Here is a 25,804-nt window from a genome sequence, read left to right on the forward strand (position 1 = left end):
TACTTAGTAATAGGATGAAGAGATGATTCAATGGAATGGTCTCTTTTTTACTTTCCAGAGAGGATGATCGATCTGGTTACCCGAAGAACAAAAGATGAAATCAACCATATGTATGAAGCAGGCAAACTTCTCAGCCAATGCCATAAGGAAATCTTCAAACGGATACAGCCAGGTGTCTCAACGAAGGAGATCGATGCATTTGTCGACGAATATTTGAAGAAACATGGCGCGTCACCTGAACAAAAAGGGTATCAAGGTTATCCCTTTGCGACTTGTGCATCTGTTAATGACGTCGTATGCCATGGCTTTCCGACGAATGAACCGTTACAAGAGGGAGATATCGTGACAATCGACTTTGTCGTGAACTTGAACGGGTGGTTGGCAGATTCAGCATGGTCATACCGAGTCGGTCAGGTAGGAAAGAAGGCGGAGGCACTCCTGAAAGCATCAGAAGAAGCCCTTTATGTCGGGATTGAACAGGCACAAGTTGGCAATCGTATCGGTCATATTGCGAACGCGATCGAAAGATTCGCTACTGACAAAGGATATTCGGTAGTGAAAGATTTCATCGGTCATGGGATCGGCAGGCAGATCCATGAATCTCCGATTGTTCCTCATTTCGGTCCGGTTGAACAGGGACCGGTGCTTGAGGAAGGTATGGTCATTACGATTGAACCGATGCTGAATTGCGGCGCTTATTTTGTGTATATTGGAGAGGATGGCTGGACAGCAAGGACGGTGGATGGTGAACTTTCCGCCCAATACGAGCATACCGTCGCCATTACGAAGAACGGTCCACTTATCCTTACAGAACAATGATTTCTCCTACATCCCTAAAATTTAACAACCAACCTTAACCACAGTACAAAGAGGACTGTGGTTTTTTCGCCTTAAAATAAGTTCTAAAAGTTACTTGACAAAAGTAAGTATAATGACATATTATACTTACATAAAGTAAGTGAAAAAAACTACACACTATACAAATACAAAAAAGGAGAGGTTTTCATATGGATATTGCACTACTTATTCTTCGTGTGGTCTTCGGAGTGACATTTGCAGCACACGGTACTCAAAAATTGTTTGGATGGTTCGGAGGACATGGTTTACAAGGCACAGGTGGATTCTTTGAATCACTCGGACTTAAACCGGGTTATACGATGGCACTCATGGCTGGTCTAGGGGAACTGGTCGGGGGACTCTTGATCGCTTTCGGATTCCTGACGCAACTTGGAGCTGTCTTGATGATCGTCCCGATGATCATTGCCATCATGAAAGTACACGGCCAAAATGGCTATTGGGCGACAGAAGGCGGGTTTGAATACAACCTCGCCATCATAGCTGTAGCAGTGGCAGTTGGCTTGGCTGGACCCGGACTATACTCCCTTGATGCACTCGTATTTTAACAAGTAAAGTATTCATTTAGCTGAGCAGTCTCATTCATTGAGGCTGCTCTTTTTGCATGCCTTCTAATCACAGTTTTTCATGAATAGGATGAGAGTGACTTCGTTTTTTATAGGGAGGCTTCTTGAGTATGAACAGCTATAGGAAATCGTATCGCCCCTATATCGGACCCTGTGATCCTTGCCGCCCGATCCGTGTGAAATATTATGAAACACCTCCGAACCTTTACATGGGCTATCAGCCGTATGGTCTGCAACAGTTTGATCCGTGCACGGCACTGAAAAAAGGAACGTTATGGCCAGCGTTGTTTGCCCCATACAGCAATCCGTACAAACATCGGGAGGAGGATTCAGAGAATGACGGAGCGGATGCCTGAGGAATTTTACAATTGGATGGAGCAGCTTCAACAGGTCGACTTTGTGTTGGTGGAATTGACGTTATACCTGGATACACATCCTGAAGACTATCAGGCAATTAAACAGTTCAATGATTACTCTCAGAAAAGTATGGTGCTCAGGCAGCAAATCGAACAGAAATATGGACCGCTCACACAGTATGGACATAGTTATTCCGGCTATCCATGGAACTGGAACAAACCTCCGTGGCCATGGCAGATGTAGAATTTTCAATGAGGAGGAGGTATTGAAGGGACATGTGGGTTTATGAAAAAAAGCTGCAATACCCTGTCAAAGTCAGTAAGTGTGACCCTCGATTGGCGAAGTATCTGGTCGAGCAGTACGGCGGGGCTGATGGGGAGCTGGCTGCTGCTTTACGATATTTGAATCAAAGATATACGATACCTGATAAAGTCGTCGGATTACTGACAGATATAGGGACCGAGGAATTCGCTCATTTAGAGATGATTGCGACGATGATTTATAAGCTGACAAAAGACGCAACTCCAGAAGAAATGAAGGAAGCTGGCTTAGGGGAGCATTATGCAAACCATGATGGTGCTTTATTCTATAGTAATGCTGCCGGTGTTCCATGGACAGCGAGCTATATTGCAGCAAAAGGAGATCCGATAGCCGATCTGTATGAAGATATCGCAGCTGAAGAAAAGGCTCGTGCCACCTATCAGTGGATCATCAACATGAGTGACGATCCGGATTTGAATGATAGCTTGAGTTTTTTAAGAGAACGGGAAATCATCCATTCTCAACGATTCAGGGAAGCTGTTGAGATTTTAAAAGAAGAGCGGGATCGGAAGAAGATATTCTGAACGATAAATATCAAAAGGGAAGGCTCACACTGGAGTCTTCCCTTTTCAATGATTATGCATTTTCTGGTTCGTGCTTGGAGGAATTCTTGCTGCCTTGGTTTTCTGCCTCTTTTTGTTGTCCAGATAAAAACCATCCGCCAATCGCGATCGCAAGCAGTATACCGTAGAATGTCAATTTCCAACCGATGCTATGAGTGAAGTGTTCGTCAATCCAGCCGACTTTCGGATGTGCAATCGTGTGGATGATGAGTTTTACACCTACCCAAATGACAATAAGATAAGCCGCGGTTTCAAGCCCTGGACGTTGTTTCAGCACTTTGGAAATATACGTGGCGGCCGTTCGGATCAACAGCAATCCAATCAAACCACCGAGGAATATGACGGCAAATTGTCCGCCATCCATACCTCCGATTTTCGGTAGTGGGGTTTCAGGTAGGGCGATCGCTAATGCAACGGCAGCGAGAATCGAGTCAACTGCGAATGCGATATCGGCAAGCTCGACTTGGATGACCGTTTTCCAAAAGCCTTTTTTGCCGACCATCTGTCCCGCTTTTGCAGCTTCATCATCATCTTCCTGTTGATTTTTCTTCCGTTGTTTGTAGATATGTTTGACTCCGATATAAATCAAATAGGCAGCACCGATGGCCTGCACCTGCCAAACATTCACCAGGAATGTGATTGCAAACAGTGCAGCGAATCGGAAGACGAAAGCACCTAGTATTCCATAAAACAAAGCTTTCTTTCGTTGTTCTTTCGGTAGATGTTTGACCATTACAGCCATTACGAGGGCGTTGTCAGCAGAAAGTAGGCCTTCAAGACCAATCAGAATGAGTAAGGTCCAAGCATACTCCAACCATAGTGAATCCATAAGATTACTCCTTTCAATATGGAAAAAGACTCGAATCCCTCCAATGGTCCCAGTCTTCATAAACAAAAAAGACCTTACCATGAGAGGCAAAGGTCTTGCTAACAACGTAGAGTTGCCGATCATGCCGAGAGGAAGACCTCTGAAATGACGACATGACCGTTAAAGCTACTCCCCTTTGTAATTCTATGGCAGTGATATATAGAAACGAGCCTGATGTCAATTTTGTCAGTCACCTTTACAGATACCCAATCGAAAGGATTTTAAACCTCAGGATCTTCAATCGGCAGGATGATATCAACCGTTGTCCCGACATTGATTTCACTGCTGAACGTAAGTTTTCCTTGATGATTTTCAATGATTTTGTAGCAAATCATGAGCCCCAAACCTGTCCCTCGTTCCTTCGTTGTGTAGAAAGGTTGACCGAGAGTAGGGAGCCGGTTTGCCTCAATCCCGCATCCCTCGTCTTGGATGGTGATTTGCAAGCGGCTATCATTCTGTTTCATTGCTCTAATGTGGATGTTCCCCCCAGATTCCATGGATTCAATCGCATTTTTCAGCAAGTTGATGAACACTTGCTTCAGCTGACTGCCTTCACCGATCAGGTAGACATCTTCCTCGATGTAATCTTCATGTAGGTCGACTTTGTTCAAAAGCGCTTCTGATTTCAAAAAGGAAACGACATCCTTCATCAGTTGAATGGGACTTTGTAATGATAGAGCAGCATGTTGAGGTTTTGCCAACATCAAAAATTCTCCTACGATCGCGTTAACTCGTTCAAGTTCATCTAACATGATGTTGCAGTAATCCTCATACTTGTTTTCCGTGACGGACTGGATCAATTGAATGAAACCTTTCAGTGAGGTCAAAGGATTCCTGATTTCGTGTGCGATTCCTGCCGCCAATTCGCCAAGGACCGATAACTTGTCTGAACGAATCATCAGTTCATCCAGCTTCTGCTGTTGAGTGACGTCCTTAATTACTAGGACCGTTCCGATACGTTCAGCATCTTCAAGGATCGGTGTAATGGTGATATCTGCTACAATATAACCCCCATTTTTCAGCATGATTTGGATATTCCGTTCTTTATAAATGGATTGACTCTGCTCGGTTACGTTGAATTTGCCCATTAGCTCTGAAGATGAGAATAACACCGACACGTTCTGGCCGATGAGTTCAGATCGTGTCCAACCTAGAAGACCGAGTGCAGCATCATTCGCGAAGTCGATCGACATTTCAGCTGAGATGCTTAATATTCCGTCTCCGGCTGTATTCAAGATCAATTCATTTTGCCGATGGATTTTTTCAATTTCCTGTTCGACTTTTTTCCGTTCGCTGATATTCGATAACATGACCAATACGCTTTTTTCGCCTTCGAACGATATGGGCATAGCAGTCACTTCAACATCTAGAATCATCCCATCCAATCGACGAATCTTACTCTCTCGTCGACGATAACCGAACTCCATGAATTCTAATGTCTCTTCCAAAGTCGAGATATAGTCATGGTAATCTGTTGGTATCAGTTCCCATTTGGATAATCCAATTAAGTCATACTTGTGATCCGCATTAAATAACGAAACAAAGGCTGGATTCACGTATTTCAAAACCCCGTCGACATGTACCGCAATTGCAATTGGAGAGTGTTCGACTAAAATCCTGTGACGTTGTTCACTTAACTCCAGTGCCGCGCGGTCCCTCAGTTGTTCGGTGATGTCCCTTGCGGTTCCGTATACGCCAGTTATTTCACCGTTTACAACAGTAGGGACAGCTGTGACCCTAAGTTCTCGTCGTTCATTCTTCGTGTTAAGGATTGCGCAACGAAAGGTAAGGGATTCTCCCCTTATGACACGTTGAAAGTACTCTAATACATTCATCTGGTGATCTTCCGTTATGTAGGGGATGAATGTACGTTGCATCATCTGCTCTTCAGAATGCCCGGTCAATTTTTCCCCTGCTGAATTGACGCTGGTGAAGTAACCATTAATGTCCAGAGAGAAAATAGGGTCAGGGTTGTAGGTGAAGAAGGATTTGAAGTGCTGTTCATTCGTCATCAACTTATGTTCTTTTTCGATTCGATCTTTGATATCGACAAGCGTACCGATCACTTCTACGACTTTTTCATCTTTGTAGACAGGGCTTAAGTTGACGATGTAATGTACAGTTCGAGCAACACCCTCATAGGAGAGGGTTTCACCATTCCAAGCACGTTCATACATCTCGTGTTTTTCAGCAGCGGATTCTTCTGACATGAAATCCTCTAGACGATGACCGATAACCTCTTTTGTTGGTAAATTCATCTTCTCAAGGATCCGCCCTTCACAAAAAGTATGGACGAATTGACCTTCCTCATTTTTATGGAAAATGAACACGATTGCGTTCATATTTTTAATGATGTTTTGGAGATATTCTTTTGTAACGATGTCCCCGAGTGGTGTACCCACAAATGTCCCCCCTTTGAAAAAAGTCTATTGTTTTTAAATTTCAATAAAGGGTCGGGTTTTCCTCCAAAAATATTGTAGATTTAAAAATAATTTGGGCGAAAGCTGTCATTCTGTAAGCTCGATTACAAAAAAAGCAATGCAGACATGTCTGCATTGCACTGATCCATTCTATTTGACCCTTGCTACGGTCAGTCCGTCCCCAATCGGTATGAGAATGCTTTCTAACCGAGGATGACGAGCGACCTGATCGTTGTATTTTTGTAAGGCAAGTGTGTCTTCGTCCGTCGTATGCTCTTCCAATACTTTGCCGTCCCATAACGTGTTGTCGGCAGCGATGATCGCACCTGAACGTGCGAGTTGGATACATAGGTCCAAGTAATGGGAATAATTTGCTTTATCTGCATCGATAAAGAAGAAATCATACGTATCAGCCTGATCTTTTAATTCGTTTAAGGAATCGATGGCAGGACCGACTTTGTAAGATACCTTATTTTCAAAACCAGCCTCCTCTACATTTCTCTTTGCAACATTGGCGTATACTTGTTCCAATTCTAAAGAAACTAACTTGGCATCTTCATTTCCTCTAAGAAGACAGATTCCGCTGTACCCACCAAGAGCTCCAACTTCAAGCAAGTTTTTAGCACCTGATATTTTCACGAGCAACGTTAGTAGTTTTCCCGTTTCGGGAGACACTGAGATCGTTGGCATCCCCGTGTCAATCATGATTTGATTGATTCTTTCATAATCCGCATCTTGTGAAGTGAACAACGTTTGGATATAGGTTTCAAGTTTCATTGATTTTCCTCCTTTTCTTCTACACTATAAATGATACTAAAGCCCAACACGATTCCTGAGAAAAAGTGCAATCTCTCGTTCCCGAAAAGGATATTGGCAAATCCCATGAAGTCTCCCCAGGAAAGCAGGGTGAAGTAATAAGCAGGAAATAGCAGCACGAATAGAGAAGGAATCCCGAACACAAGGCATTTACGCCAATTGTAGGACCATGTACTTCTGTTTCGGAACGATAACTTACTGAATGGTATCGCCATCAACGCACCGAATAAGGTCGGAAATAGGATTGAGTAATAGAAAACGGGCGTCAGCAAGAAATTTTGTTCAGCTTGTACGTGCAATCTGGATTCTATATTGAACCCGCTCAGGAGAATGGCTCCGTATAACAACAAATAAAGAAAATACCTCAACGTTGACTGGTTTTGCATATGTAGAACCTCCATTTATCATTCAATCCATACAATGTTCGTTATAAATGATCTGATTGGGGAGTTTTCCGGGAGGCAAATGGATGATCGTATCTGGCAATCTATTGATTCGAACTTTAGTAGAAGAAGACTCGCCATACTTGGTGAAATGGTTAAATGATCCAGAAATATTGAAGTGGTATGAAGGCAGAGATCAACCACACGAGATTGGGAAAGTGAAAGAACACTTCTTCTCGAAGTCGAATGAGCGTGTGAAACGAAATATCATACTCCTGGATGGAAATGAAATTGGTTATGTTCAATATTACCCTTTATCTGATGAAGAGAAAAGGGTTTACGGTTATAAAAAAACAGAGAAGATTTTCGGAATGGACCAATTTATAGGGGAAACAAGCGAACAGGATAAAGGCATTGGCACTAAAATGATCCTTGCGGTCGTACAATACCTCTTTGAAGAAAAAGAAGCTGAGATCATCGCGATGGATCCACAACTACGGAATAAAAGAGCCATACATTGTTATGAAAAATGTGGATTCATTCCTGTTAAGATCCTGGTGGAGCATGAACTGCATGAAGGGATTAAAGAGGATTGCTTGTTAATCGAAAAGAGAAAGGGATGAAGGTTGTTGACAAGCTGGAGAGAAGATTTTGAGCGAATGATGATAGAAAAACAGTGGAACGAAGCTGTTGCTCAATTGGAGAAGGAAAAAACAAGTCACGCAGGTACAGCACCTGCTCAAGTGAAGAGAAAGGCGATCAAGGCAATTGAGAAATTGTTGAAAGAGGAACTAGATTTACTTTGCGAAGTGACAACTTTTTTTGCGGAGCACAAAAGCCCATCTGCCAAAGAAGTAGCAGCCCATTTGATCCCTCATCTGTATGATCAGGATGAGAGTCTCTGTATCCGCTTGATGTACGATATTGCGGATGATGAGAATTGGGAAGTAAGAGAATGGGCAGCCGGAGGATGTGGAGAGATTTTAGCTCTTCACTTTGAAGATTTTTATCCCGTCTTATCCGAATGGAAGGTCGATGACTCCGAAAATATACGAAGAGCTGTCGTCCTTGCTGTCATGTATGCGAGTAAGACGTTGGATGAATCTTACGCACATAAGTTGTTACACTTGTTGGAACCTCTCATGTCCGATGGCTCTACATATGTGAAGAAAAATCTGGGAGCATTCGCGATTGGTGATGCCTTGTTGAAGCGATATCCTCAAGCAGTCGTTCCGTGGCTGTTCCGAATTGTAGATGCTGAGGATGAAAATGTACGCTGGAATGTTGCAAACGTCTTCACATCGGCGTCTTCACGAACGTTCTATGAAGAAGGAGAAGAACTATTGAAGAAACTGGAGGATGACGAAAGCAAATTGATTCAAAGAGCAGTAAAGAAAGCGAGAAGGAATTTAGAAAAAGCAACTTCCGCTGCTCCAAAATAAATTTCCATAAAAGGGTTGCATGATTTTTCCTGATCTGTAAAATGGTCTTAATACATTTTGGAGGGGACTGGGAGAGATGATCCGAAAACTGACAGAGAAGGATCACACAAAAGTGATGGAACTGTTGACCGAAGAACGGGCAATGAACCTATTCATCATAGGGGATTTGGAAAACTTCGGTTATGATACAGACTTCCAACAGATTTGGGGAGAATGGAAAGACGAAGAACTCATTGCTGTTCTTCTACGCTACAAAGAGAACTTTCTTCCTTATGCAAAAGGCTCATTTGATGTAAAAGGATTTGCGGAGATCATTTTGAACGATGATCACTTTCAAATCCTATCCGGTAAGGAAGAAATCATTCAACAGTTTGATGCGTACATCCCGGCGGGTAAGAAGCGGAGCATGCATTTTGCCGAACTGCTCGATTCAAATTTATTGGAGGAAACGAAAGAGCGACTCGACATTCGTGTGGCAACTGTAGAGGACGTGGATGCAGTCTTCACCTTAAGAGGGAGTATAGAAGAATTCAGGGAATCCAGCGCTACAAGGGAAAGCATGGTTCATACCATTGAAACGAAAAGTGGACGCACGTATTTCATGAAAGAAAAAGACAAGGCAATTGCAAGTGTTTCCACGACAGCAGAAAATTCTGTATCTGCGATGATCGTCGGGGTTTGTACAGATACTGAATATCGTAAGCAAGGTCTCGCATCCAAATGCCTGAGTGCTTTATGCGAAGATGTGTTAAAGGAAGGCAAAACGCTTTGCTTATTCTATGATAACCCGGCAGCGGGTTCTATCTACAAAAGAATAGGCTTCATGGATATCGGCAAATGGACGATGTGGCATAAAGCGGTATAACGCTCTTGAAGTTGTTGGATTTTTCAGGTAATATTCAAGTAGAGACGATTTGAAATTAGGAGGTGTAAGGTAATGCTTACAGTTACGTTTCCAGTGATGGATTGGCTGACAGTCGAAGTACGCTCTCAAACGCATGAATTTGCGTTCGACGGGAGAAGTCTGTCCAATTTTTCATATGAGAAACGTAATAAGACGTAAGCATAACCTTATCCGGATTCCTTATATATGTAGAACGGAAACCATGGGCAGGTATAGCTTGCTCATGGTTTTTTTGTGTTTTTTTCAGAAGTACATCCACTTTACTAAACAAAGGAGATTAATCTCATGATCGTAGCATCTATCAACGAAATCAGCAAAATGTATGCAGGTACTTGGATTTTCCAGGACCTTTCACTTCAAATTCATGATAAAGACCGCCTTGCACTAATCGGTCCGAATGGAGCGGGAAAATCGACTTTCCTGAAATGCATTGCAGGGTTGGAAACGATTGAAGCTGGTAATCTTTCTTATAAAAAGGACATAACGACTGGAATGTTGGATCAGATTCCGATTGCGGAGCCCGGCATCACCGTTGAAGGAATGTTGAAACAATCTTTTGAAGAAGTCTATGAAATCGAAAAACAATTGAAGCAAGTGACCGAAAAGATGGCTGACCCAGATGAACAACATAAGCTGGAGAAGCACTTCAAGCAATTCGGAAAACTTCAAGACAAGTTGGAGGAACTAAATGGATACGCGATCGACTCCAAGATCAAAGGCGTCATGCAAGGTCTTGGTCTCGAGCACTTGAGTGACCATGAATTCTCCTCGCTCAGTGGAGGAGAGCAGACGAAAGTCGGTCTTGCTGCGATACTGCTTGAGGAGCCGGACTTGCTGTTATTGGATGAACCGACCAACCATCTGGACATGGAAGCTTTGGACTGGTTGGAAGAGTATATCCGGAATTATCAGGGGGCTGTCGTCATCATCTCCCATGATCGTTATTTCCTTGATGCCGTCGCAACTAAAACGGTGGAAATCGATTCTGGGGTACTCGAAGAATACAAAGGGAATTATTCTGCGTTCGTAAAAGAAAAAGAAAAGCGTTTGATGCTAGAATTCCAAGCCTATCAAGATCAGCAAAAGAAAATCAAGAAAATGAAGGAAGCGATCAAGCGGATGCGAGACTGGGCGACTCGTGCCGATAACCCTAAAATGCATAAACGTGCCCGAAATATGGAACGCGCCTTGGAAAGGATGAATAAGATCGATCGTCCCAAGCTTGAAAGGCGCACAGCAGATCTTGGCTTTACATCTGCCAAAAGGAGTGGGAAAGATGTCGTCCAATTCCTTCAGGTTGAAAAGAAGATGGGCGAACGGATATTGTTTTCAAACATCGACCTCTTGCTTCAGTATCAAGAACGTGCCGCCATCATCGGAAAAAACGGAGTCGGGAAATCGACCATAATGAGATTGATTCTTGGTGAAATAACCCCCGAAGAAGGCGAAGTGAAAATCGGTGCATCTGTGAAAATAGGCTATCTATCACAAAAAGGATTGATTGGATACGAGGGCTGGACAGTGCTCGATGCATATCGTGATGTCGCACGAGTAGACGAAGGGGAAGCGCGTTATCAACTGAGTCGCTTTCTATTCTTCGGGAAGGAAGTCTTCCAAAAGGTTGAGAGCTTAAGTGGAGGGGAACGGACGCGGTTACGTCTAGCCCAGATGATGACGGAGAACTACAACTTGCTCTTGCTCGATGAGCCGACGAACCATTTGGATATTGATTCAAGAGAAGCATTGGAAGAAGCGCTGGAAGGTTTTAAAGGAACTTTACTCGTTGTTTCCCACGACCGTTACTTCTTGAATAAATTGATTGAACGGACGTTTTGGATCGAGGATGGGAACATCAGGAGCTATATCGGGAACTACAGTGATGCAAAGACGAAAAGAGAACAACTACAGAACTAGACGATTGGAAAAGCTGGCGGATGAACGTCAGCTTTTTCTTTATGCTTTCAAATTGATTTCTAACGAAATTCACGACACTCCTGCGGGAACAGCGAGCCAGGCCTTCAATAAGGATCTTCGACTAAAAACCACCACGTCCTGTGGTGAACATCGAAGCCAGCACCTCCTGTGCAAGTGCGGAAAGGGAGTGATTTCGATGAAATCAATAGAAATGTAAAATTTACCAATCAAATTCCGTTGCATATAGAACGTTTGTTCGTATATAATGATAAAAAAGGAGGAGTGCTCACATGAAACGTATGTTGGTCCGTGCTTACGAGCAGAACAAGCCGATCGAAATCGTGTATCTGGCAAACGATGAATCAATTACTCAACGTGTCATCTGGATTTCATCCATGACTGATACGACGATGACCGCATTCTGTTCGTTACGGAAACAAACACGAACTTTTCAAATCGATCGTGTACTTTCATGTAGAATCCTTCCATATCGACGTAATCAATCGAATAATCATGCCGGTTAAGGAGTGAGCGAACCATGTACGCAACGAAAGAAGAGAGTCTCCTCATCGATCGGTTCATCCTGTACCCCATGTTGTTGACGATCCTCAATCGCGATTTACAAATCTTCCAGCGGGCTCCTTTCAAATTCACCCAACCGTACATTCTTTGGATTGAGGAAAAAATGAGGGAAATCACTCAAGAGCTCCATCAAATCAGGAAAGAGATGCGTGCAAAGAATATTAAAGTATCCTTTCACCGTGTTTATGAAGATACCTCTGAATACCATGTCATCGTAAGAGGATACGACGAAGTCATCAAGTACTCCAACTTCCACCTTCGAAACCAAGCTGAGTTAACTCTCCAACGTTTATTTCTGGGACTTCCATGGAGAAGGCGTCCATCGAACGCTTTATAGTTTTTTTCAATACTTGCCAGAAGGTATTTCCTACAAATTCACCTGAAAAAATGAGATAATAAATGATACGATTCTCGTTGATACGGAAAGGGGAATATTCATGACGCTCCGATTCATGTTAGGCAGGTCGGGTAGTGGAAAGACGACCAACTGTTTGAATGAAATAAGAGACGAATTACATAATGTACCGAGCGGAAAACCGATTGTCATGCTTGTACCAGATCAAATGACATTTCAAATGGAATATGAATTAGTGAAAACACCTGGATTAGGCGGAATGATACGAGCACAGGTGTTTAGTTTTTCACGCTTAGCCCTTAAAGTCCTCCAAGAGGCAGGTGGATTGACACGATACCATCTCACCTCGACAGGAATGAACATGCTCCTCAGGAAAGTGGTTGAAAAACATAGAAATGATTTGATCCTATTCCAGAAATCATCTGAGCAAAGTGGATTCTATGAACTGCTGGAAGAGATGGTGAAGGAGTTCAAAAGATATTGTCTTGGTTCAGATGATCTGGAAAAGTTGGAAGAAAAGCTTCTCGAAGAAACAGAAGATCGCAACCTGCTGAAGGATAAACTTCACGACTTACATATCATCTATCACGAACTGGAAGAAATGTTGGCAGACAAATACGTAGACTCGGAAGATTATCTGCGTTTGCTAGAAGAAAGAATGCCAGACTCATCATTTTTTGATGACTGTGAAGTCTGGATTGATGGATTCCATAGTTATACACCCCAAGAGTTGGGCGCTTTACGTGCTTTGATGAAAAAGGCAAGTAGAACGACGGTAACATTGACGATGGATGAACCGAGTGATCATGTAGCGTCTGATTTGGACTTATTTAGAATGACCAGTACGACCTACCAAAAGGTGAGTGCCATTGCTCAAGAAGAAGGTATTGAGATGGAACCCATTCATTATCTGGGGCAGAGTCCACGCTTCGAGTCTTCTCCATCCATTCGCCACCTGGAGAATTATTTTCATGAAAGACCTGTTGTTCCTTACTATGGGGAGAGCAACATTCAGATCAGTGGTGCAGTGAACCGAAGGGCAGAAGTGGAAGGCATTGCGCGGGACATCCAGGACCTTGTTTTCAATCAAGGCTATCGATACAGGGATATTGCAATACTTGTAAGAGATCCATCTACATACTCCGATTTATTGAACACGTTATTGGAAGATTACGAGATTCCTTATTTCTTGGATCAAAAGCGATCCATGCTCCATCATCCTGTCATCGAATGTATACGCTCGAGCCTTGACGTCATACTACAAAACTGGCGATATGACGCAGTATTCAGGTGTGTGAAGACGGATTTGCTGTTCGATCATGATCTGTGGACAACCCAACAGCTGAGAGAACAAGTTGATTTACTGGAAAACTATGTGCTTGCCCATGGAGTCCATGGGAAAAAGAGATGGTGCAGTCAGGAAGATTGGACTTATCGGAAATTCAGATCATTGGATGCTAGCTTCGGCAACCAGACGGATGAAGAAAGAGAAAAGCAGACAAAGATCAATGCTGCCAGACACATGATATCAGGACCATTAGCAAGATTGCAGCGAGATCTGAAAGCAGCTCGAAATGGGCGTGAGTTATGTGAGGCGCTCTATCTATATTTAGAACATTTACAGGTTCCAGCAAAGCTAGAAAACTGGCGTTATAAAGCTGAAGAGGCAGGCGAATTAAGCCTTGCACGTGAACATGATCAAGTCTGGCAGGCAGTCATCGACTTGATGGAACAGATGGTAGAAATCGTCGGCGACGAGCCGTTAAGTCTGGAACTATTCAATAAAATGCTTGATACCGGTCTTGAGTCGATGAGGTTTGCACTCGTGCCTCCATCTATTGATCAAGTGTTGATCGGTAGCTTGGATCGATCCAGATTTTATCAAGTGAAATGCAGTTTCATACTGGGCGTGAATGATGGGGTTTTGCCTGCGAAGCCAAGTGAAGATGGCATTCTATCAGAGGATGATCGAGAAGCCTTGCAATCTCTTGGAATCGAGATGGCACCGACTGCACGTGAAAATCTATTGGATGAAAACTTTTTGATATACATGGCATTATCGAGTGCATCCGATCATCTATTCGTTTCTTATCCATTAGCAGATGAAGAAGGGAAGTCGCTTGTCCCTTCCATTCTGATCAATCAGATTAAAGAGATGTATCCTGAACAACAGGAACGGTTCATCATGCAGGAACCGAATGAAAGTGAAGAAGAAACGGTCCGGTTTATCGGAAGACCAGGAAGAACTTTGTCCTTTTTGACTGCTCAGCTGCGCCAATGGCAAAGGGGCTATCCGCTAGCAAATGAATGGTGGAATGTGTATAACTGGTTCGTAATCGACGGAAATTGGTCATCCCCTGCCAGAAGGACCATTCACAGTCTCTTCTATGAAAACAGAACCGATCGCTTGAAAAAGGAAACGAGTAAGGATTTATATGGTGAAAGTTTGAAAGCAAGTGTATCAAGGATGGAAAAGCATCAATCTTGTCCATTCTCCCATTTTGCAAGTTATGGTCTGAACCTCGAGGAAAGGCAGATGTACCGGTTGGAAGCACCGGACATCGGACAACTATTCCATGCTGCGTTGAAAGAGGTGGCAGATATCCTCCACCAGAGAAAAATCGACTGGAGGGAATTATCTGCTAAAGATTGTGATCGATTGGCTAGTGAAGTGGTCGAAAAGCTGGCACCTCGTCTGCAAAGTCAGATCCTATTAAGCTCCAACCGTTATCAATACATCAAGCGTAAGTTGAAAAATGTTGTAGGACGCGCTTCCTTTGCGTTGAGCGAGCAGGCAAAAGCGAGTGGGTTTTCACCTGTAGGACTTGAGGTCGGATTCGGAGGTAATGAAAAGATACCACCCCTGAAATATCAATTGCAGGACGGGACGACAATGGAAGTCATTGGTCGTATCGATCGGGTGGATACCGCTATGAATGATGACGGGCTTCTGTTGAGGGTCATCGATTATAAGTCCAGCCAGAAAGGATTGAATCTATCAGAGGTCTACTACGGAATTGCCTTGCAGATGTTAACCTATCTCGATGTCGTATTGACCTACTCCAAAGATTGGCTTGGTAAGAATGCTGATCCAGCCGGTGTATTGTACTTCCATGTACACGATCCTGTTCATTCATCTAAAAAACTGTTGACCCTCGACGAAATCGAGAAAGAACTGTTCAAAAAGTTCAAGATGAAAGGATATGTACTGGAGGATGAAGACGTTGTCCAGCTTATGGATAAAACGATTGAGGGACATTCTGAAATCATTCCAGTTGCTATGAAAAAGGATGGCAACTTCAGAAAAGGTTCTTCCTTATTGAATAAAGATCAATTTGACGAAGTCCGATCCTATGTAAAATCAATGATTGGAAACATCGGGTCAGACATCATGGAAGGAAACATCGATATTGCTCCATATGAAATGCAAAAACGTACACCTTGCACATACTGTTCTTTCCGCTCAGTATGTCAGTTTGATCAATCATTGGAAGAAAACAATTATCGTTCATTGAAGAACATGAAAGATGAAGAATTATTCGAGAGAATGCGAGAGAAAGGAGGGAACGACCTCGATGCGTGAAGTGATACCTAAACCTGAACATGCACAATGGACAGATGAACAATGGCATGCAATTACGGCAAGAGGGGAAGACATTCTTGTTGCGGCAGCCGCAGGATCCGGTAAGACGGCGGTACTTGTTGAACGAATCATCCGTCGGTTGACGGATCAAGAAGGAGTCGATGTTGACCGCCTGTTGATTGTAACGTTCACGAATGCAGCTGCAGCCGAAATGCGTAAGAGAATTGGCGTCGCATTGGAGAAAGCACTGAAGGAGAGACCCGGTTCCCTTCACTTGAGAAGGCAACTCACTCTATTGAACCGAGCTTCGATATCGACTCTGCATTCATTCTGTATAGAAGTTTTAAGAAAGTATTACTACCAGTTAGACCTGGATCCAAACTTCAGAATCGCTGATGAAACGGAAGGTGAATTGATCCGCCAAGAAGTCTTGGAAGAGTTGTTGGAAGAAGAATACGGAAAGGAAGACAATGAAACCTTCTTCGATCTGGTCGACCGATTCAGTAATGACCGGGCAGATGATGAAATCCAGAAAATGATCATCCGTCTTTATGATTTCGCGCGTAGTTATCCTTGGCCTAAAGTGTGGCTCGATCGTATGGTAGAAAAATATGAGATGAGCGAAAAGGTCGATACTCTTGAAGATCTCAGTTGGACGAATGAATTGATTCAGGATGTCCAGCTCCAACTCAGAGGAATGTTGGAATTGGTTGAACAGGCTAAGGAGTGGGCACTCTCTCCAGGGGGACCAGGGCCGTATTATGAAACACTTCAAAGTGATGAACAATTTATACGGAATCTTTTGTCGGCTGGAATGCGTTCTTGGTCAGAGCTTTACGATGCATTTCAAGAAGGCTCCTTTACTAGACTTAAGGCTTGTAAAGGGGACGATTATGATGAAGTGCTGAAAGAACAGGTCAAGTCTTTACGTGATCGTGTGAAGAAACAGGTAGATGGTCTTAAGGAAGATCTTTTCAGCAGAAGTCCAGAATCCTATATCCATCATATCCGTGAATTGGCCCCAGTCATGAATACGTTGGTAAGCCTTGTCAAACGCTTCTCTGATCGTTTCCAGGCTGCTAAGAAAGAGAAGGGACTCGTCGACTTTTCAGATCTTGAGCATTATTGCTTGGAAGTCTTGTCCGGTAGTGACAGTTCGGAAGAGGTCCTTTTGCCATCACAAGCTGCCAAAGAATATCGTCATAAGTTCATTGAAGTTCTCGTAGATGAATATCAAGATACGAACCTCGTCCAAGAGTCGATCGTCCAGCTTGTCACCAAGGAACAAGAGGATGGCTCCAACTTGTTCATGGTCGGGGATGTGAAACAAAGCATCTATCGTTTCCGTTTGGCTGAGCCTTCCCTCTTTTTGGATAAGTACAAGAGATTTCATGGTTCAGATCCCGGTGAAGGGGTCCGCATCGATCTTTCAAGAAATTTCCGAAGCCGCAGGGATGTCATCGACAGCACAAATTTCATCTTCAAACAAATCATGAATGAGTCGGTTGGAGAAATCGAGTATGATGATGCTGCGGAACTACACCTGGGAGCAGATTTTCCTGAAACGGAAGAGGCAAGAACAGAATTAGTCTTGATTGACCGCAGTGACGAAGGGGGTGACGATGACGAGGACATCGAAAACTTGGAATCCATCCAATTGGAAGCCAGGTGGATGGCAAACCGTATCAAGAAACTGATCGGTCACAACGAGAATCAGACGCCGTATCAGGTATTCGATGCCAAACTGAAACAGCACCGTCCGATCACGTACAGAGATATCGTCATCCTGTTACGCTCGACGGCTACAGCAGCCCCGACCATTCAAGAAGAGTTTAAGAAACAGGGCATACCGGCGTATGCGGATCTATCTACAGGTTACTTTGAAGCCGTCGAGGTGTCCATCATGATGTCCTTGCTTCAGGTGATCGATAATCCGTATCAGGATATTCCCTTAGCCTCAGTGCTCCGTTCCCCGATCATCGCTTTAAGTGGGGAAGAGATGGCTGAAGTTAGAGTCGCCAATAAAAAAGGCTCTTACTACGAAGCAGTCGTTTCCTATTTGGAAATTGCAGATCAAACATCAACTCGTGAAAAGCTAGCGTTCTTTTATAAAAATCTACAACGATGGAGAACGAAAGCAAGACAGGGAGACCTTTCTGATCTGATTTGGCAGATCTACCGAGAAACCGGATATTATGACTACGTTGGAGGTATGCCTGGTGGTCAGCAACGTCAAGCGAATTTGCGTGCATTGTACGATCGAGCACGTCAATATGAAAACACATCATTCAGAGGCTTGTTCCGATTCCTAAGATTCATAGAGAGAATGAAGGATCAAGGAAAAGATCTGGGAGCTGCCCGTGCCCTCGGGGAGCAGGAAGATGTGGTCCGTATCATGACGATTCACAAGAGTAAAGGGCTTGAGTTTCCGGTTGTCTTTCTTGCGAATTTAAATAAACGATTTAACGAAATGGACATGCGCGGAGGGTTTTTACTTCACAAGGAAATCGGTTTTGGAGCGAAATTCATGAATCCAAAACACCGGGTCAGCTACCCGTCTCTTCCACAGCTTGCTATCCAGAAACGACTCAGGATGGAAATGATTTCTGAAGAGATGAGAATTCTATACGTTGCGTTGACGCGTGCGAAAGAGAAATTGGTACTAGTCGGCGCGCTCCGTGATTTGCATAAACAGCTGCAACAATGGCAGCACATGATTTCGCGTAAAGGATGGTTGCTTCCTGATTTTGAAAGGGCTGCAGCTAAATCCTATTTGGATTGGATTGGACCAGCAGTCATCCGTCACCCTAGTATGGGACACTTAAGAGAACGCTTAGGGTCTGTTCCACCGACTTATGAGACTGTGGGAAGTGATGAGAATCAATGGGGACTGTCCATTCTACAATCAAGTGAAATCGTCATGACAAATGAGGAAAAGGTTGAAGAGAAGCAAAATCGCCTGGAACAGATAAGGAATTGGGAGCAGGTTCCTGTAGCCGAGGTGGTTGAAGTTGAAAGAAGACTTTCATGGGAGTACCCGTACCAACATTCCAAGAAGCATATGTCTAAACAATCCGTGACTGAACTGAAAAGGAATGTGGAAGCAAGGGATGAATACGGGGATCAGTCATTCGTGCGGCAGCTTCGGAGTACGATCGGTGAAAGACCCAGTTTCATGCAGGACAAGTCCTTAAGTGCAGCTGAGAAAGGTACCGCCATGCACATGGTCATGCAACATATTCCGGCGAATCGACCTGTTGACTTTGAGTTGATTAAAGAAAGCATCGCAAAACTTGTGAATCGGGAATTGATGACAACAACCCAGGCAGAAGTCATTGATATTCAATCCATTGAGCGATTCTTCCTAACGGATCTAGGCGAAAAGATGCAGGCATCAACCCGTGTCCATCGAGAAGTTCCCTTCAGTCTGGGATTGCCAGCTGAACAAGCTTATTCAGATTGGACAAGCCAGGGAGAGGAGCACGTCCTGATTCAGGGTGTCATGGACTGTGTTATAGAAGAAGATGATGGATTCATCCTTCTGGATTATAAGACAGACGCAATCACTAATCGGTTTGAAAGTTATGAAAAAGCAAAACCGATACTTGAAAAAAGATACGAAATCCAGTTGAGTCTCTATGCGAAAGCAATTGAAGAAATATGGAAGAAGCCATGTAAAGAGAAGTATCTATACTTTTTTGATGGTGGACATTTGTTACGATTGCCATAATGAAAGGGGAAACGTATGAGATTACTGCATACGGCTGATTGGCACCTTGGCCGCACGTTGGAGGGCAGGAGCCGATTAGAAGAGCAAGAACAATTTTTAAGGGAATTGTGTGAAATTGTGCGGGAAGAGCAAGTAGATGTTGTACTCATGGCGGGTGATGTATTCGATACAGTGAACCCTCCAGCAGCAGCCGAACAATTATTTTATGAGTATATGGCGAAGATGACGAAAGACAGGGGATGTCAAATCGTCATCATTGCCGGTAATCATGATAACCCGGATCGTCTTAGTGCCTCAGGTCCTCTAGCATCCTTGCATGGTATCACCATCATCGGATATCCGACCATCCAACCGGTAGAATTGGATGTTCCTAAGTCAGGCGAGCGGTTGAAGGTAGCAGGTCTCCCTTATCCTTCTGAATCAAGGTTGAAAGAGCTGCTGACAGAATCATTCAGCGAAGAAACGTTGAGAGACGCCTATGATATCCGGATAGAAAAACTGTTTGATGAGTTATGTAAAGGATTCGATTCTTCTACAGTCAATGTAGCCATGAGCCACATCTATGTGGCGGGTGGAAGGGAAACAGATTCTGAACGACCGATACAAGTCGGCGGGGCATATACGGTGACAGCTGATGCTCTGCCATCGAACGTCCAATATACAGCACTTGGACATCTGCATCGTCCCCAGTCGATCAAGCGGGCAGAAGGAATTGCCAAATATTCTGGTTCACCTCTTTCCTACAGCTTTTCAGAAGCTGGACAGACCAAATCCGTTACACTGATCGATGCAAAACCGGGAGAGGCAGCTTCTACGAAAGAAGTGTATCTTTCTAGCGGTAAACCATTGGTCAGGTGGAAAGCGGAACAGGGGTTGGAACAAGTGTATCGTTGGCTTGAAGAGAAGAAGGACGAACATGCCTGGATCGACCTGGAAGTGCATCTGAAAGATACGTTAAGTATGGAACAGATCCATAAATTAAGAAATGCCCATGAAGGGTTCATCCACATTCGGCCCGTTTTTGAAGATGTAGAAGTCCAGCAATCCGAACGAAGGATGTCCGACTTACCGATTGATGAGTTGTTCACCAGGTTTTATGAGCGACAGACGAATGGTGGTACTCCTGATGAAGAAACGGTGAAGCTGTTCATGGAACTGGTTGATCCGAACGAAGGAGGTGCGTGAGGATGAGACCGATACACCTCTCTGTAGCAGGCTTACATAGTTTTCGTGAAAAACAGGATGTTGATTTTCAGACTTTGTGCAAAGGTGGCGTATTCGGAATTTTCGGTCCGACGGGAAGCGGAAAGTCCTCACTGCTTGATGCAGTTACCCTGGCCCTCTATGGAAAAGTGGAGAGAGCATCCAACACGATACAAGGGATTATGAATCATGCAGAAGATCAACTCAATGTCAGTTTTTCATTTGAGTTAGGTGACCCTGCTTTCTCAAAATGCTACAAAGTGGAGCGAACGTTCAAACGCCACAAAAACGATACGATCCGTACGAGCACGTGCAGATTAATCGAGGTCATACATGAGGAACATGTGGTTCTTGCGGATAAAGAACGTGATGTGACTGCGGAAGTGGAGCAGATCCTTGGCCTAACGTTGACGGATTTCACCAGGGCTGTTGTCCTCCCTCAAGGTAAGTTTGCGGAATTTCTATCACTAAAAGGTGCGGAAAGACGCCAGATGCTTCAGAGACTTTTCCGGTTAGAGCAATATGGGGACCTTCTCAATCAGCGCTTAAAAAGCAAAGTGGAAGAAACGAATATGATTCTCAAAGAAATCGTGGCCGAACAGCAAGGACTTGGTGAAGCATCAACCGAAACACTGAAGGATCTGGAACAACGACTCAATCAAGCCTTGCAAGCAGTAGAAATACGGAACAAAGAGCTTGAAAAGAAAGAAGTCCAATTCGAACATTATCGTCAAATATGGAAATGGCAAGAAGAGTTGAATGACGTTAAAGCGAAGTTGAACGAGTTGCACGAGCAAGAGCCTGAAATCGAACGGTTGAAAAAGAGATTGAAAACAGCGCAAGAAGCTGATCTCCTACATCCATATGTACAGGAGCTTGAAGAGTTGCTTGGAGAACAGAAAGAATGGAATAAGAAGAAGACGAAATTGGAGCAAGAAACCGAACAGTTGAAGGCTCAAGTTGAATCATCTCATCGGGAAGTCCAAACCATTCAAAAAGATCGTTCTGAACATGAGCCGAAACTGTATGAACGGCTACAAGAATTGAAACAAGCCAAGGAACTCGAACAGGAAAGAAATCCTTTGTTGGAAAAAATCCAAACCGAACAGAAGATGCTGCAACAAAAGCAAGAAGAGTTGAAAACCGGTACGGAAGAGCTTGATAAGCTTCAAGAACAGAAGAAAAAAGCAATCCGTAAGCAGGCTGAAATCAAACAAGAGATTGAAGCAAAAACCATCACCTATGAACAACGTAATCGCTTGAGAGAAGCGATGACACTCAAACGTGACACCATTACCTTGAAGCAGACTCGTGAAGAACTTCTGAGCGAACATCAGAAGACGGTTTCCGCTATAAACCGTTTGCACTCTGAAACGGAGAAACAACACCGTCAATTGAAAAAGGCAAAAGAGAAACTCGGGTACTTGCTTCAACATACAGAAATCATTTATAACCGGGTGTGCGAGCATGAACGTGTCATTGAACGAGCGAAAAGTGGCATTGAGCAATTTTTAAAAGAAAGCAAAGATCAACAACAAAAATATGAACTTCATACTTTATCAGCTCAGATTGCAGAACAGCTCCAAAATGGAGAAAAATGTCCAGTATGTGGTTCGATCGACCATCCAGAACCTGTTTCCAACACTAACGATCAACACGATCATACCGTGTTGATTGAAGAACTGGAACAGCTGTATACGGATGTCAAAAATGAAGAGGTGACCATCAGTCACAATAAGAAGGACCTTGAGTATCTATTTGAAGCATTACAGGAATATGTGCAAAAAGATGAAATCCAAGGGGATGAGATTGCAGCTGCTTCTTTTGATCCGATCCAGAATAAACTTCAGTCGACAGAAGAGCTTAAGCGATACTTGAAACTCCTCCAAACAGAAACGAAAGGTTTCAAACAGGATTTATTGGAACTAAGAGAAAAGCGGAACAACTACACATCCATTTATGGTGAGCATGATAAGCTGTTGCTTGAAAATAAATCATCACTTGCCAATGAACAAAGGGAATTAGAGAAAATTGAGCAGAAGAAAAAGGACATCGAGACACAGCTCCACAATTTGAGTGAGCAGTGGCAGGCTAACTACCAGACTATCCCTTATGAACAGGTGGAGCAGCTTCAAAAAGAGATGGATGAACAGGAACAATTGGTCGCTGGGTTGAACAGCAGATATGATAAAAGTGTGTCTTTCCTTTATGAGCAGGATGAAAAAATCACGAAGACTTCAGAAGATGTCCAAACCAAAAGGCTAGAGTTTTCAAGCGCTGAATCAGAGGTGCAAACCATGAACAAACGCTTGAATGAGCTTCAACATAGGATTGACGAACTTTGTGGAGAAAAGAAAGCTGACGATCTTATCCATGCCGTGCAAAACGAAATGGCGGAATGGAAGCAACAAGAGGAAGCGGCTCTAAAAAGAAACAAAGAAGCGACCGTTCATCTGCAAGATTCAGATAAAGAGCTTGAAGTAGCCAAGTCCACTGTCCATCAAACAGAATCTCGCTTGAGAAAAGCGGAAGAGAGATGGACAGAAAAGGTGGATGGAACCTCTTTTGAAACGAAAGAACAAGTAAAAGAAGCACTCATCCTCTCCGGACGCCAAAAGGAATGGGAACAGGAAATTGAACAATTCAATAATGAAAAACAGAAATATGCACATGAGCAAACCCGTCTGCGCTCGTTGTTGAATCATAAAGAAGTCAGTGAATCTGAATGGGAAGCAGTCCAGATTGAATTGAAGAATGCCAAGCAAGCCAAAGAGGATGCCTTATCTGAAAAGGCGAGACTCGAAGGGGAATGGAGCGATACGAAAAAGCGGGCCGAAAAGTATGGTGAGTTGGAGAAAAAGCGCTTAGAGAATGAGGAGCTCTCCGAGCGACTCGGGAAACTACAGGCGGTGTTCAGAGGGAATAGTTTCGTAGAATACATCGCGGAAGAACAACTGCATCAAGTGGCACGTGATGCTTCTCAGCGCTTAGGAGAGCTGACGAGACAACGATACGCCCTGGAAGTGGACTCAGCTGGAGGTTTCGTCATCCGAGATGACGCCAATGGTGGAGTCAGAAGACCCGTTACCTCACTCTCGGGAGGGGAGACTTTCCTCACTTCACTTGCGCTCGCTCTATCACTTTCTGCACAAATCCAATTGCAAGGACAATATCCACTCGAATTCTTCTTCTTGGATGAAGGATTCGGTACGCTGGATCAATCCTTGTTGGATACCGTCATATCAGCACTTGAACGTTTGCAGATGCAACAAGTATCCGTCGGGGTCATATCCCATGTACCGGAATTGCGAGCAAGACTGCCGAGAAAACTGATTGTAGAACCTGCTACACCTGCCGGGAAAGGGAGCAGTGTTTCGATCAAAACGCTATAATCATCGAGGAGGATGACCTAAGAGTAGGTCCCTCCTTTTTTATTCTATTTTTCTTCCAAATTTTTGTAGTCTCTTGAACAAGGATTTTGACAAAAAATATCGAAGTTTAGCAGGACTGTATTATGGAGCTGGAGGAAATAGCATGCGCAAAAAAGCAGATACGATACAATTATTTGATCTATGGGCAGAATCGTACGATCAATATATCCAAAATCCCAATGGACCTTTACTAGGTTATGAAACTAGCCTAGAAGAAGCTTCTTATTGGTTGAAAGAGAAGCGGTTCAAGACGATTCTTGACATTGGAATCGGCACGGGAGGCTTTATCAAGCGTTTCCACGCTGATGAATATCACGGCATCGATCTATCTGAAAAGATGTTGGAAGAATGTAAGCAAAACCATCCGGATTATACCTTGTCTCAAGGGACGTTCAATGAAACCAATCAGGCTTTTGAAGCTTTCGAATTGGTCGTATCCAGTTTCACGTTTCATGAGGTGATCCCGGAAGATCGGCTCTCTGCTTGTCAAGAAACGTTCAGGATCTTACAAAAAGACGGATATTTCTTGCTGGTTGATATCATGTTCCCATCTGAATCAGCACGGAATCAGGCGAAAGAAACCATTGCACAGTATTGGGATGATTCAGAGGACTATCCTCTTGTAATGAACATGGACAAGCATTTGAGAGAGGCCGGGTTCAAGTCCATTCAATGGAAGCAGACCGGACCCTATCATTGGGCAGTCATCGCCAAAAAATAGTTCAATATAATTATTGGAAAAAAATGATACGACCCAGTTTTTCTGGTAGGATAGATAATATGCCAGTATGCTAGAGAGATAGAAATGGGGGAAGAAACTTGGAGCATCATGTTCAAGTTTGGAGAGGTTTATTCAAACCGAATGAAACTTTACATACATTAAGAGAATCGAAAACCATACACGGGTACCGACTTAGAATATTAATTCTTTTATTATGCAGTTCGATCGTATTCGGATTGCTGTTCTACATATGTGCCGGGGAATGGTTATTGATGCCTGAAGCTGTGAAAATGGATTTATCAGCGGATCAGAAATTTGCAGCATCTGTTTTGATTGGAATTGGTGGAGCGATCGGGGGGCTTGTTCTTCCGTTTTTGTTGATCGGTTCTTCTACTCTCGCATTTTGGGGGTTTTTCCGGGATATCGGTTTCAAGCGGTTGTATGTCCTGCAAACCTATTTGTTCGTGATCATTCTCATCGGAATAGCAGCTAATCTACCATATATGTTTGCATTCGGTTCAACCGAAATGCTTTCGCCGTTCGGCATTGGACCATGGGTTAAAGCCATTACAGATCATGTGTTTTTGACGACACTCTCGGGTTGGATTACGGTTTTCTTTGTATGGCATCTCTATGCAACTGTTAAGCTGCTCATTGAGTCGTCCTTGAAGTCGAAACGATATATTCTTACAGTCACAATTGGATTGCATGGGTTATTCATCTTGATTTTATCTGTAATCAACATGATGTACCACTTGCATTTGAACGGTTAGAAACGGGGGTTCTCAGT

22 protein-coding genes are annotated in these 25,804 nt (G+C 43.5%); 18 read left to right on the forward strand and 4 right to left on the reverse strand.

The window, feature by feature from the left end; all coding sequences use genetic code 11:
• The first annotated feature begins 72 nt into the window (after positions 1–72).
• The 5 genes from map to ACSVDE_RS03735 all read left to right on the forward strand — a co-directional run bounded on the left by map (position 73) and on the right by ACSVDE_RS03735 (position 2,623).
• A complete protein-coding gene (gene map / locus ACSVDE_RS03715) occupies positions 73–819 on the forward strand; it encodes a type I methionyl aminopeptidase (protein ID WP_439301924.1) in 747 nt (248 codons plus the stop codon).
• 188 nt (positions 820–1,007) lie between these two features.
• Positions 1,008–1,403, forward strand: a complete 396-nt coding sequence (locus tag ACSVDE_RS03720; protein ID WP_226547776.1) for a DoxX family protein — start codon at positions 1,008–1,010, stop codon at positions 1,401–1,403.
• Between the two features lie 128 nt (positions 1,404–1,531).
• Positions 1,532–1,777 (forward strand): spore coat associated protein CotJA, encoded by a 246-nt coding sequence (locus ACSVDE_RS03725; RefSeq protein ID WP_439299618.1) that lies wholly within the window; start codon positions 1,532–1,534, stop codon positions 1,775–1,777.
• Positions 1,758–2,021, forward strand: coding sequence for a spore coat protein CotJB (locus ACSVDE_RS03730; protein WP_439299620.1), 264 nt, complete (start codon positions 1,758–1,760; stop codon positions 2,019–2,021). The genes ACSVDE_RS03725 and ACSVDE_RS03730 overlap by 20 nt, the downstream gene beginning before the upstream one ends.
• 32 nt (positions 2,022–2,053) lie before the next feature.
• Positions 2,054–2,623: a manganese catalase family protein gene (locus ACSVDE_RS03735; protein ID WP_439299621.1), complete on the forward strand. Its 570-nt coding sequence runs from the start codon at positions 2,054–2,056 to the stop codon at positions 2,621–2,623.
• Between the two features lie 52 nt (positions 2,624–2,675).
• Here ACSVDE_RS03735 and ACSVDE_RS03740 read toward each other — a convergent pair whose 3' ends face one another.
• The 4 genes from ACSVDE_RS03740 to ACSVDE_RS03755 all read right to left on the reverse strand — a co-directional run bounded on the left by ACSVDE_RS03740 (position 2,676) and on the right by ACSVDE_RS03755 (position 7,152).
• On the reverse strand, positions 2,676–3,491 hold the full coding sequence (locus ACSVDE_RS03740) for a TerC family protein (protein WP_439299622.1): 816 nt from the start codon (positions 3,489–3,491) through the stop codon (positions 2,676–2,678).
• Positions 3,492–3,751: 260 nt separating this feature from the next.
• On the reverse strand, positions 3,752–5,932 hold the full coding sequence (locus ACSVDE_RS03745) for a PAS domain S-box protein (RefSeq protein ID WP_439299623.1): 2,181 nt from the start codon (positions 5,930–5,932) through the stop codon (positions 3,752–3,754).
• Positions 5,933–6,100: 168 nt separating this feature from the next.
• Complete coding sequence (locus ACSVDE_RS03750; RefSeq protein WP_439299625.1) at positions 6,101–6,727, reverse strand: O-methyltransferase; 627 nt, start codon at positions 6,725–6,727, stop codon at positions 6,101–6,103.
• Complete coding sequence (locus ACSVDE_RS03755; RefSeq protein WP_439299626.1) at positions 6,724–7,152, reverse strand: hypothetical protein; 429 nt, start codon at positions 7,150–7,152, stop codon at positions 6,724–6,726. Before ACSVDE_RS03755 ends, ACSVDE_RS03750 begins: the two co-directional genes overlap by 4 nt.
• Positions 7,153–7,235: 83 nt before the next feature.
• Here ACSVDE_RS03755 and ACSVDE_RS03760 point away from each other — a divergent pair, with 83 nt between their 5' ends.
• From ACSVDE_RS03760 to ACSVDE_RS03820, 13 genes are all read left to right on the forward strand, one after another.
• On the forward strand, positions 7,236–7,772 hold the full coding sequence (locus ACSVDE_RS03760) for a GNAT family N-acetyltransferase (protein WP_439299627.1): 537 nt from the start codon (positions 7,236–7,238) through the stop codon (positions 7,770–7,772).
• A 6-nt stretch (positions 7,773–7,778) separates the two neighbouring features.
• Entirely contained in the window at positions 7,779–8,591 is an 813-nt protein-coding gene (locus ACSVDE_RS03765; RefSeq protein WP_439299628.1) for a DNA alkylation repair protein, read from the forward strand.
• Positions 8,592–8,667: 76 nt separating this feature from the next.
• Positions 8,668–9,456 carry a GNAT family N-acetyltransferase gene (locus ACSVDE_RS03770; protein WP_439299629.1) on the forward strand — a complete coding sequence of 263 codons (789 nt, stop codon included), beginning with the start codon at positions 8,668–8,670 and terminating at the stop codon, positions 9,454–9,456.
• A gap of 72 nt (positions 9,457–9,528) precedes the next feature.
• Positions 9,529–9,654 carry a hypothetical protein gene (locus ACSVDE_RS03775; protein WP_439299630.1) on the forward strand — a complete coding sequence of 42 codons (126 nt, stop codon included), beginning with the start codon at positions 9,529–9,531 and terminating at the stop codon, positions 9,652–9,654.
• 126 nt (positions 9,655–9,780) lie between these two features.
• A complete protein-coding gene (gene abc-f / locus ACSVDE_RS03780; protein WP_439299631.1) occupies positions 9,781–11,409 on the forward strand; it encodes a ribosomal protection-like ABC-F family protein in 1,629 nt (542 codons plus the stop codon).
• A 290-nt stretch (positions 11,410–11,699) separates the two neighbouring features.
• Positions 11,700–11,933, forward strand: coding sequence for a WYL domain-containing protein (locus ACSVDE_RS03785; RefSeq protein WP_439299632.1), 234 nt, complete (start codon positions 11,700–11,702; stop codon positions 11,931–11,933).
• Between the two features lie 14 nt (positions 11,934–11,947).
• Positions 11,948–12,328, forward strand: a complete 381-nt coding sequence (locus ACSVDE_RS03790; protein WP_439299633.1) for a hypothetical protein — start codon at positions 11,948–11,950, stop codon at positions 12,326–12,328.
• Positions 12,329–12,428: 100 nt separating this feature from the next.
• Positions 12,429–15,929, forward strand: a complete 3,501-nt coding sequence (gene addB, locus ACSVDE_RS03795; protein WP_439299634.1) for a helicase-exonuclease AddAB subunit AddB — start codon at positions 12,429–12,431, stop codon at positions 15,927–15,929.
• The gene (gene addA, locus ACSVDE_RS03800; protein ID WP_439299635.1) at positions 15,922–19,659 is read left to right on the forward strand and encodes a helicase-exonuclease AddAB subunit AddA; all 3,738 of its coding nucleotides are present in this window, start codon (positions 15,922–15,924) and stop codon (positions 19,657–19,659) included. The genes addB and addA overlap by 8 nt, the downstream gene beginning before the upstream one ends.
• A gap of 15 nt (positions 19,660–19,674) precedes the next feature.
• On the forward strand, positions 19,675–20,844 hold the full coding sequence (locus tag ACSVDE_RS03805) for an exonuclease SbcCD subunit D (RefSeq protein ID WP_439299637.1): 1,170 nt from the start codon (positions 19,675–19,677) through the stop codon (positions 20,842–20,844).
• A 2-nt stretch (positions 20,845–20,846) separates the two neighbouring features.
• Positions 20,847–24,254, forward strand: a complete 3,408-nt coding sequence (locus ACSVDE_RS03810) for an AAA family ATPase (RefSeq protein WP_439299638.1) — start codon at positions 20,847–20,849, stop codon at positions 24,252–24,254.
• A 142-nt stretch (positions 24,255–24,396) separates the two neighbouring features.
• Complete coding sequence (locus ACSVDE_RS03815; protein ID WP_439299639.1) at positions 24,397–25,014, forward strand: class I SAM-dependent DNA methyltransferase; 618 nt, start codon at positions 24,397–24,399, stop codon at positions 25,012–25,014.
• Positions 25,015–25,112: 98 nt separating this feature from the next.
• Positions 25,113–25,787: a hypothetical protein gene (locus tag ACSVDE_RS03820; RefSeq protein ID WP_439299641.1), complete on the forward strand. Its 675-nt coding sequence runs from the start codon at positions 25,113–25,115 to the stop codon at positions 25,785–25,787.
• The last annotated feature ends 17 nt before the right edge of the window (positions 25,788–25,804 follow it).

Source organism: Pseudalkalibacillus sp. Hm43, from assembly GCF_051842935.1.
In the GTDB taxonomy this organism is placed as follows: Bacteria; Bacillota; Bacilli; order Bacillales; family Fictibacillaceae; genus Pseudalkalibacillus.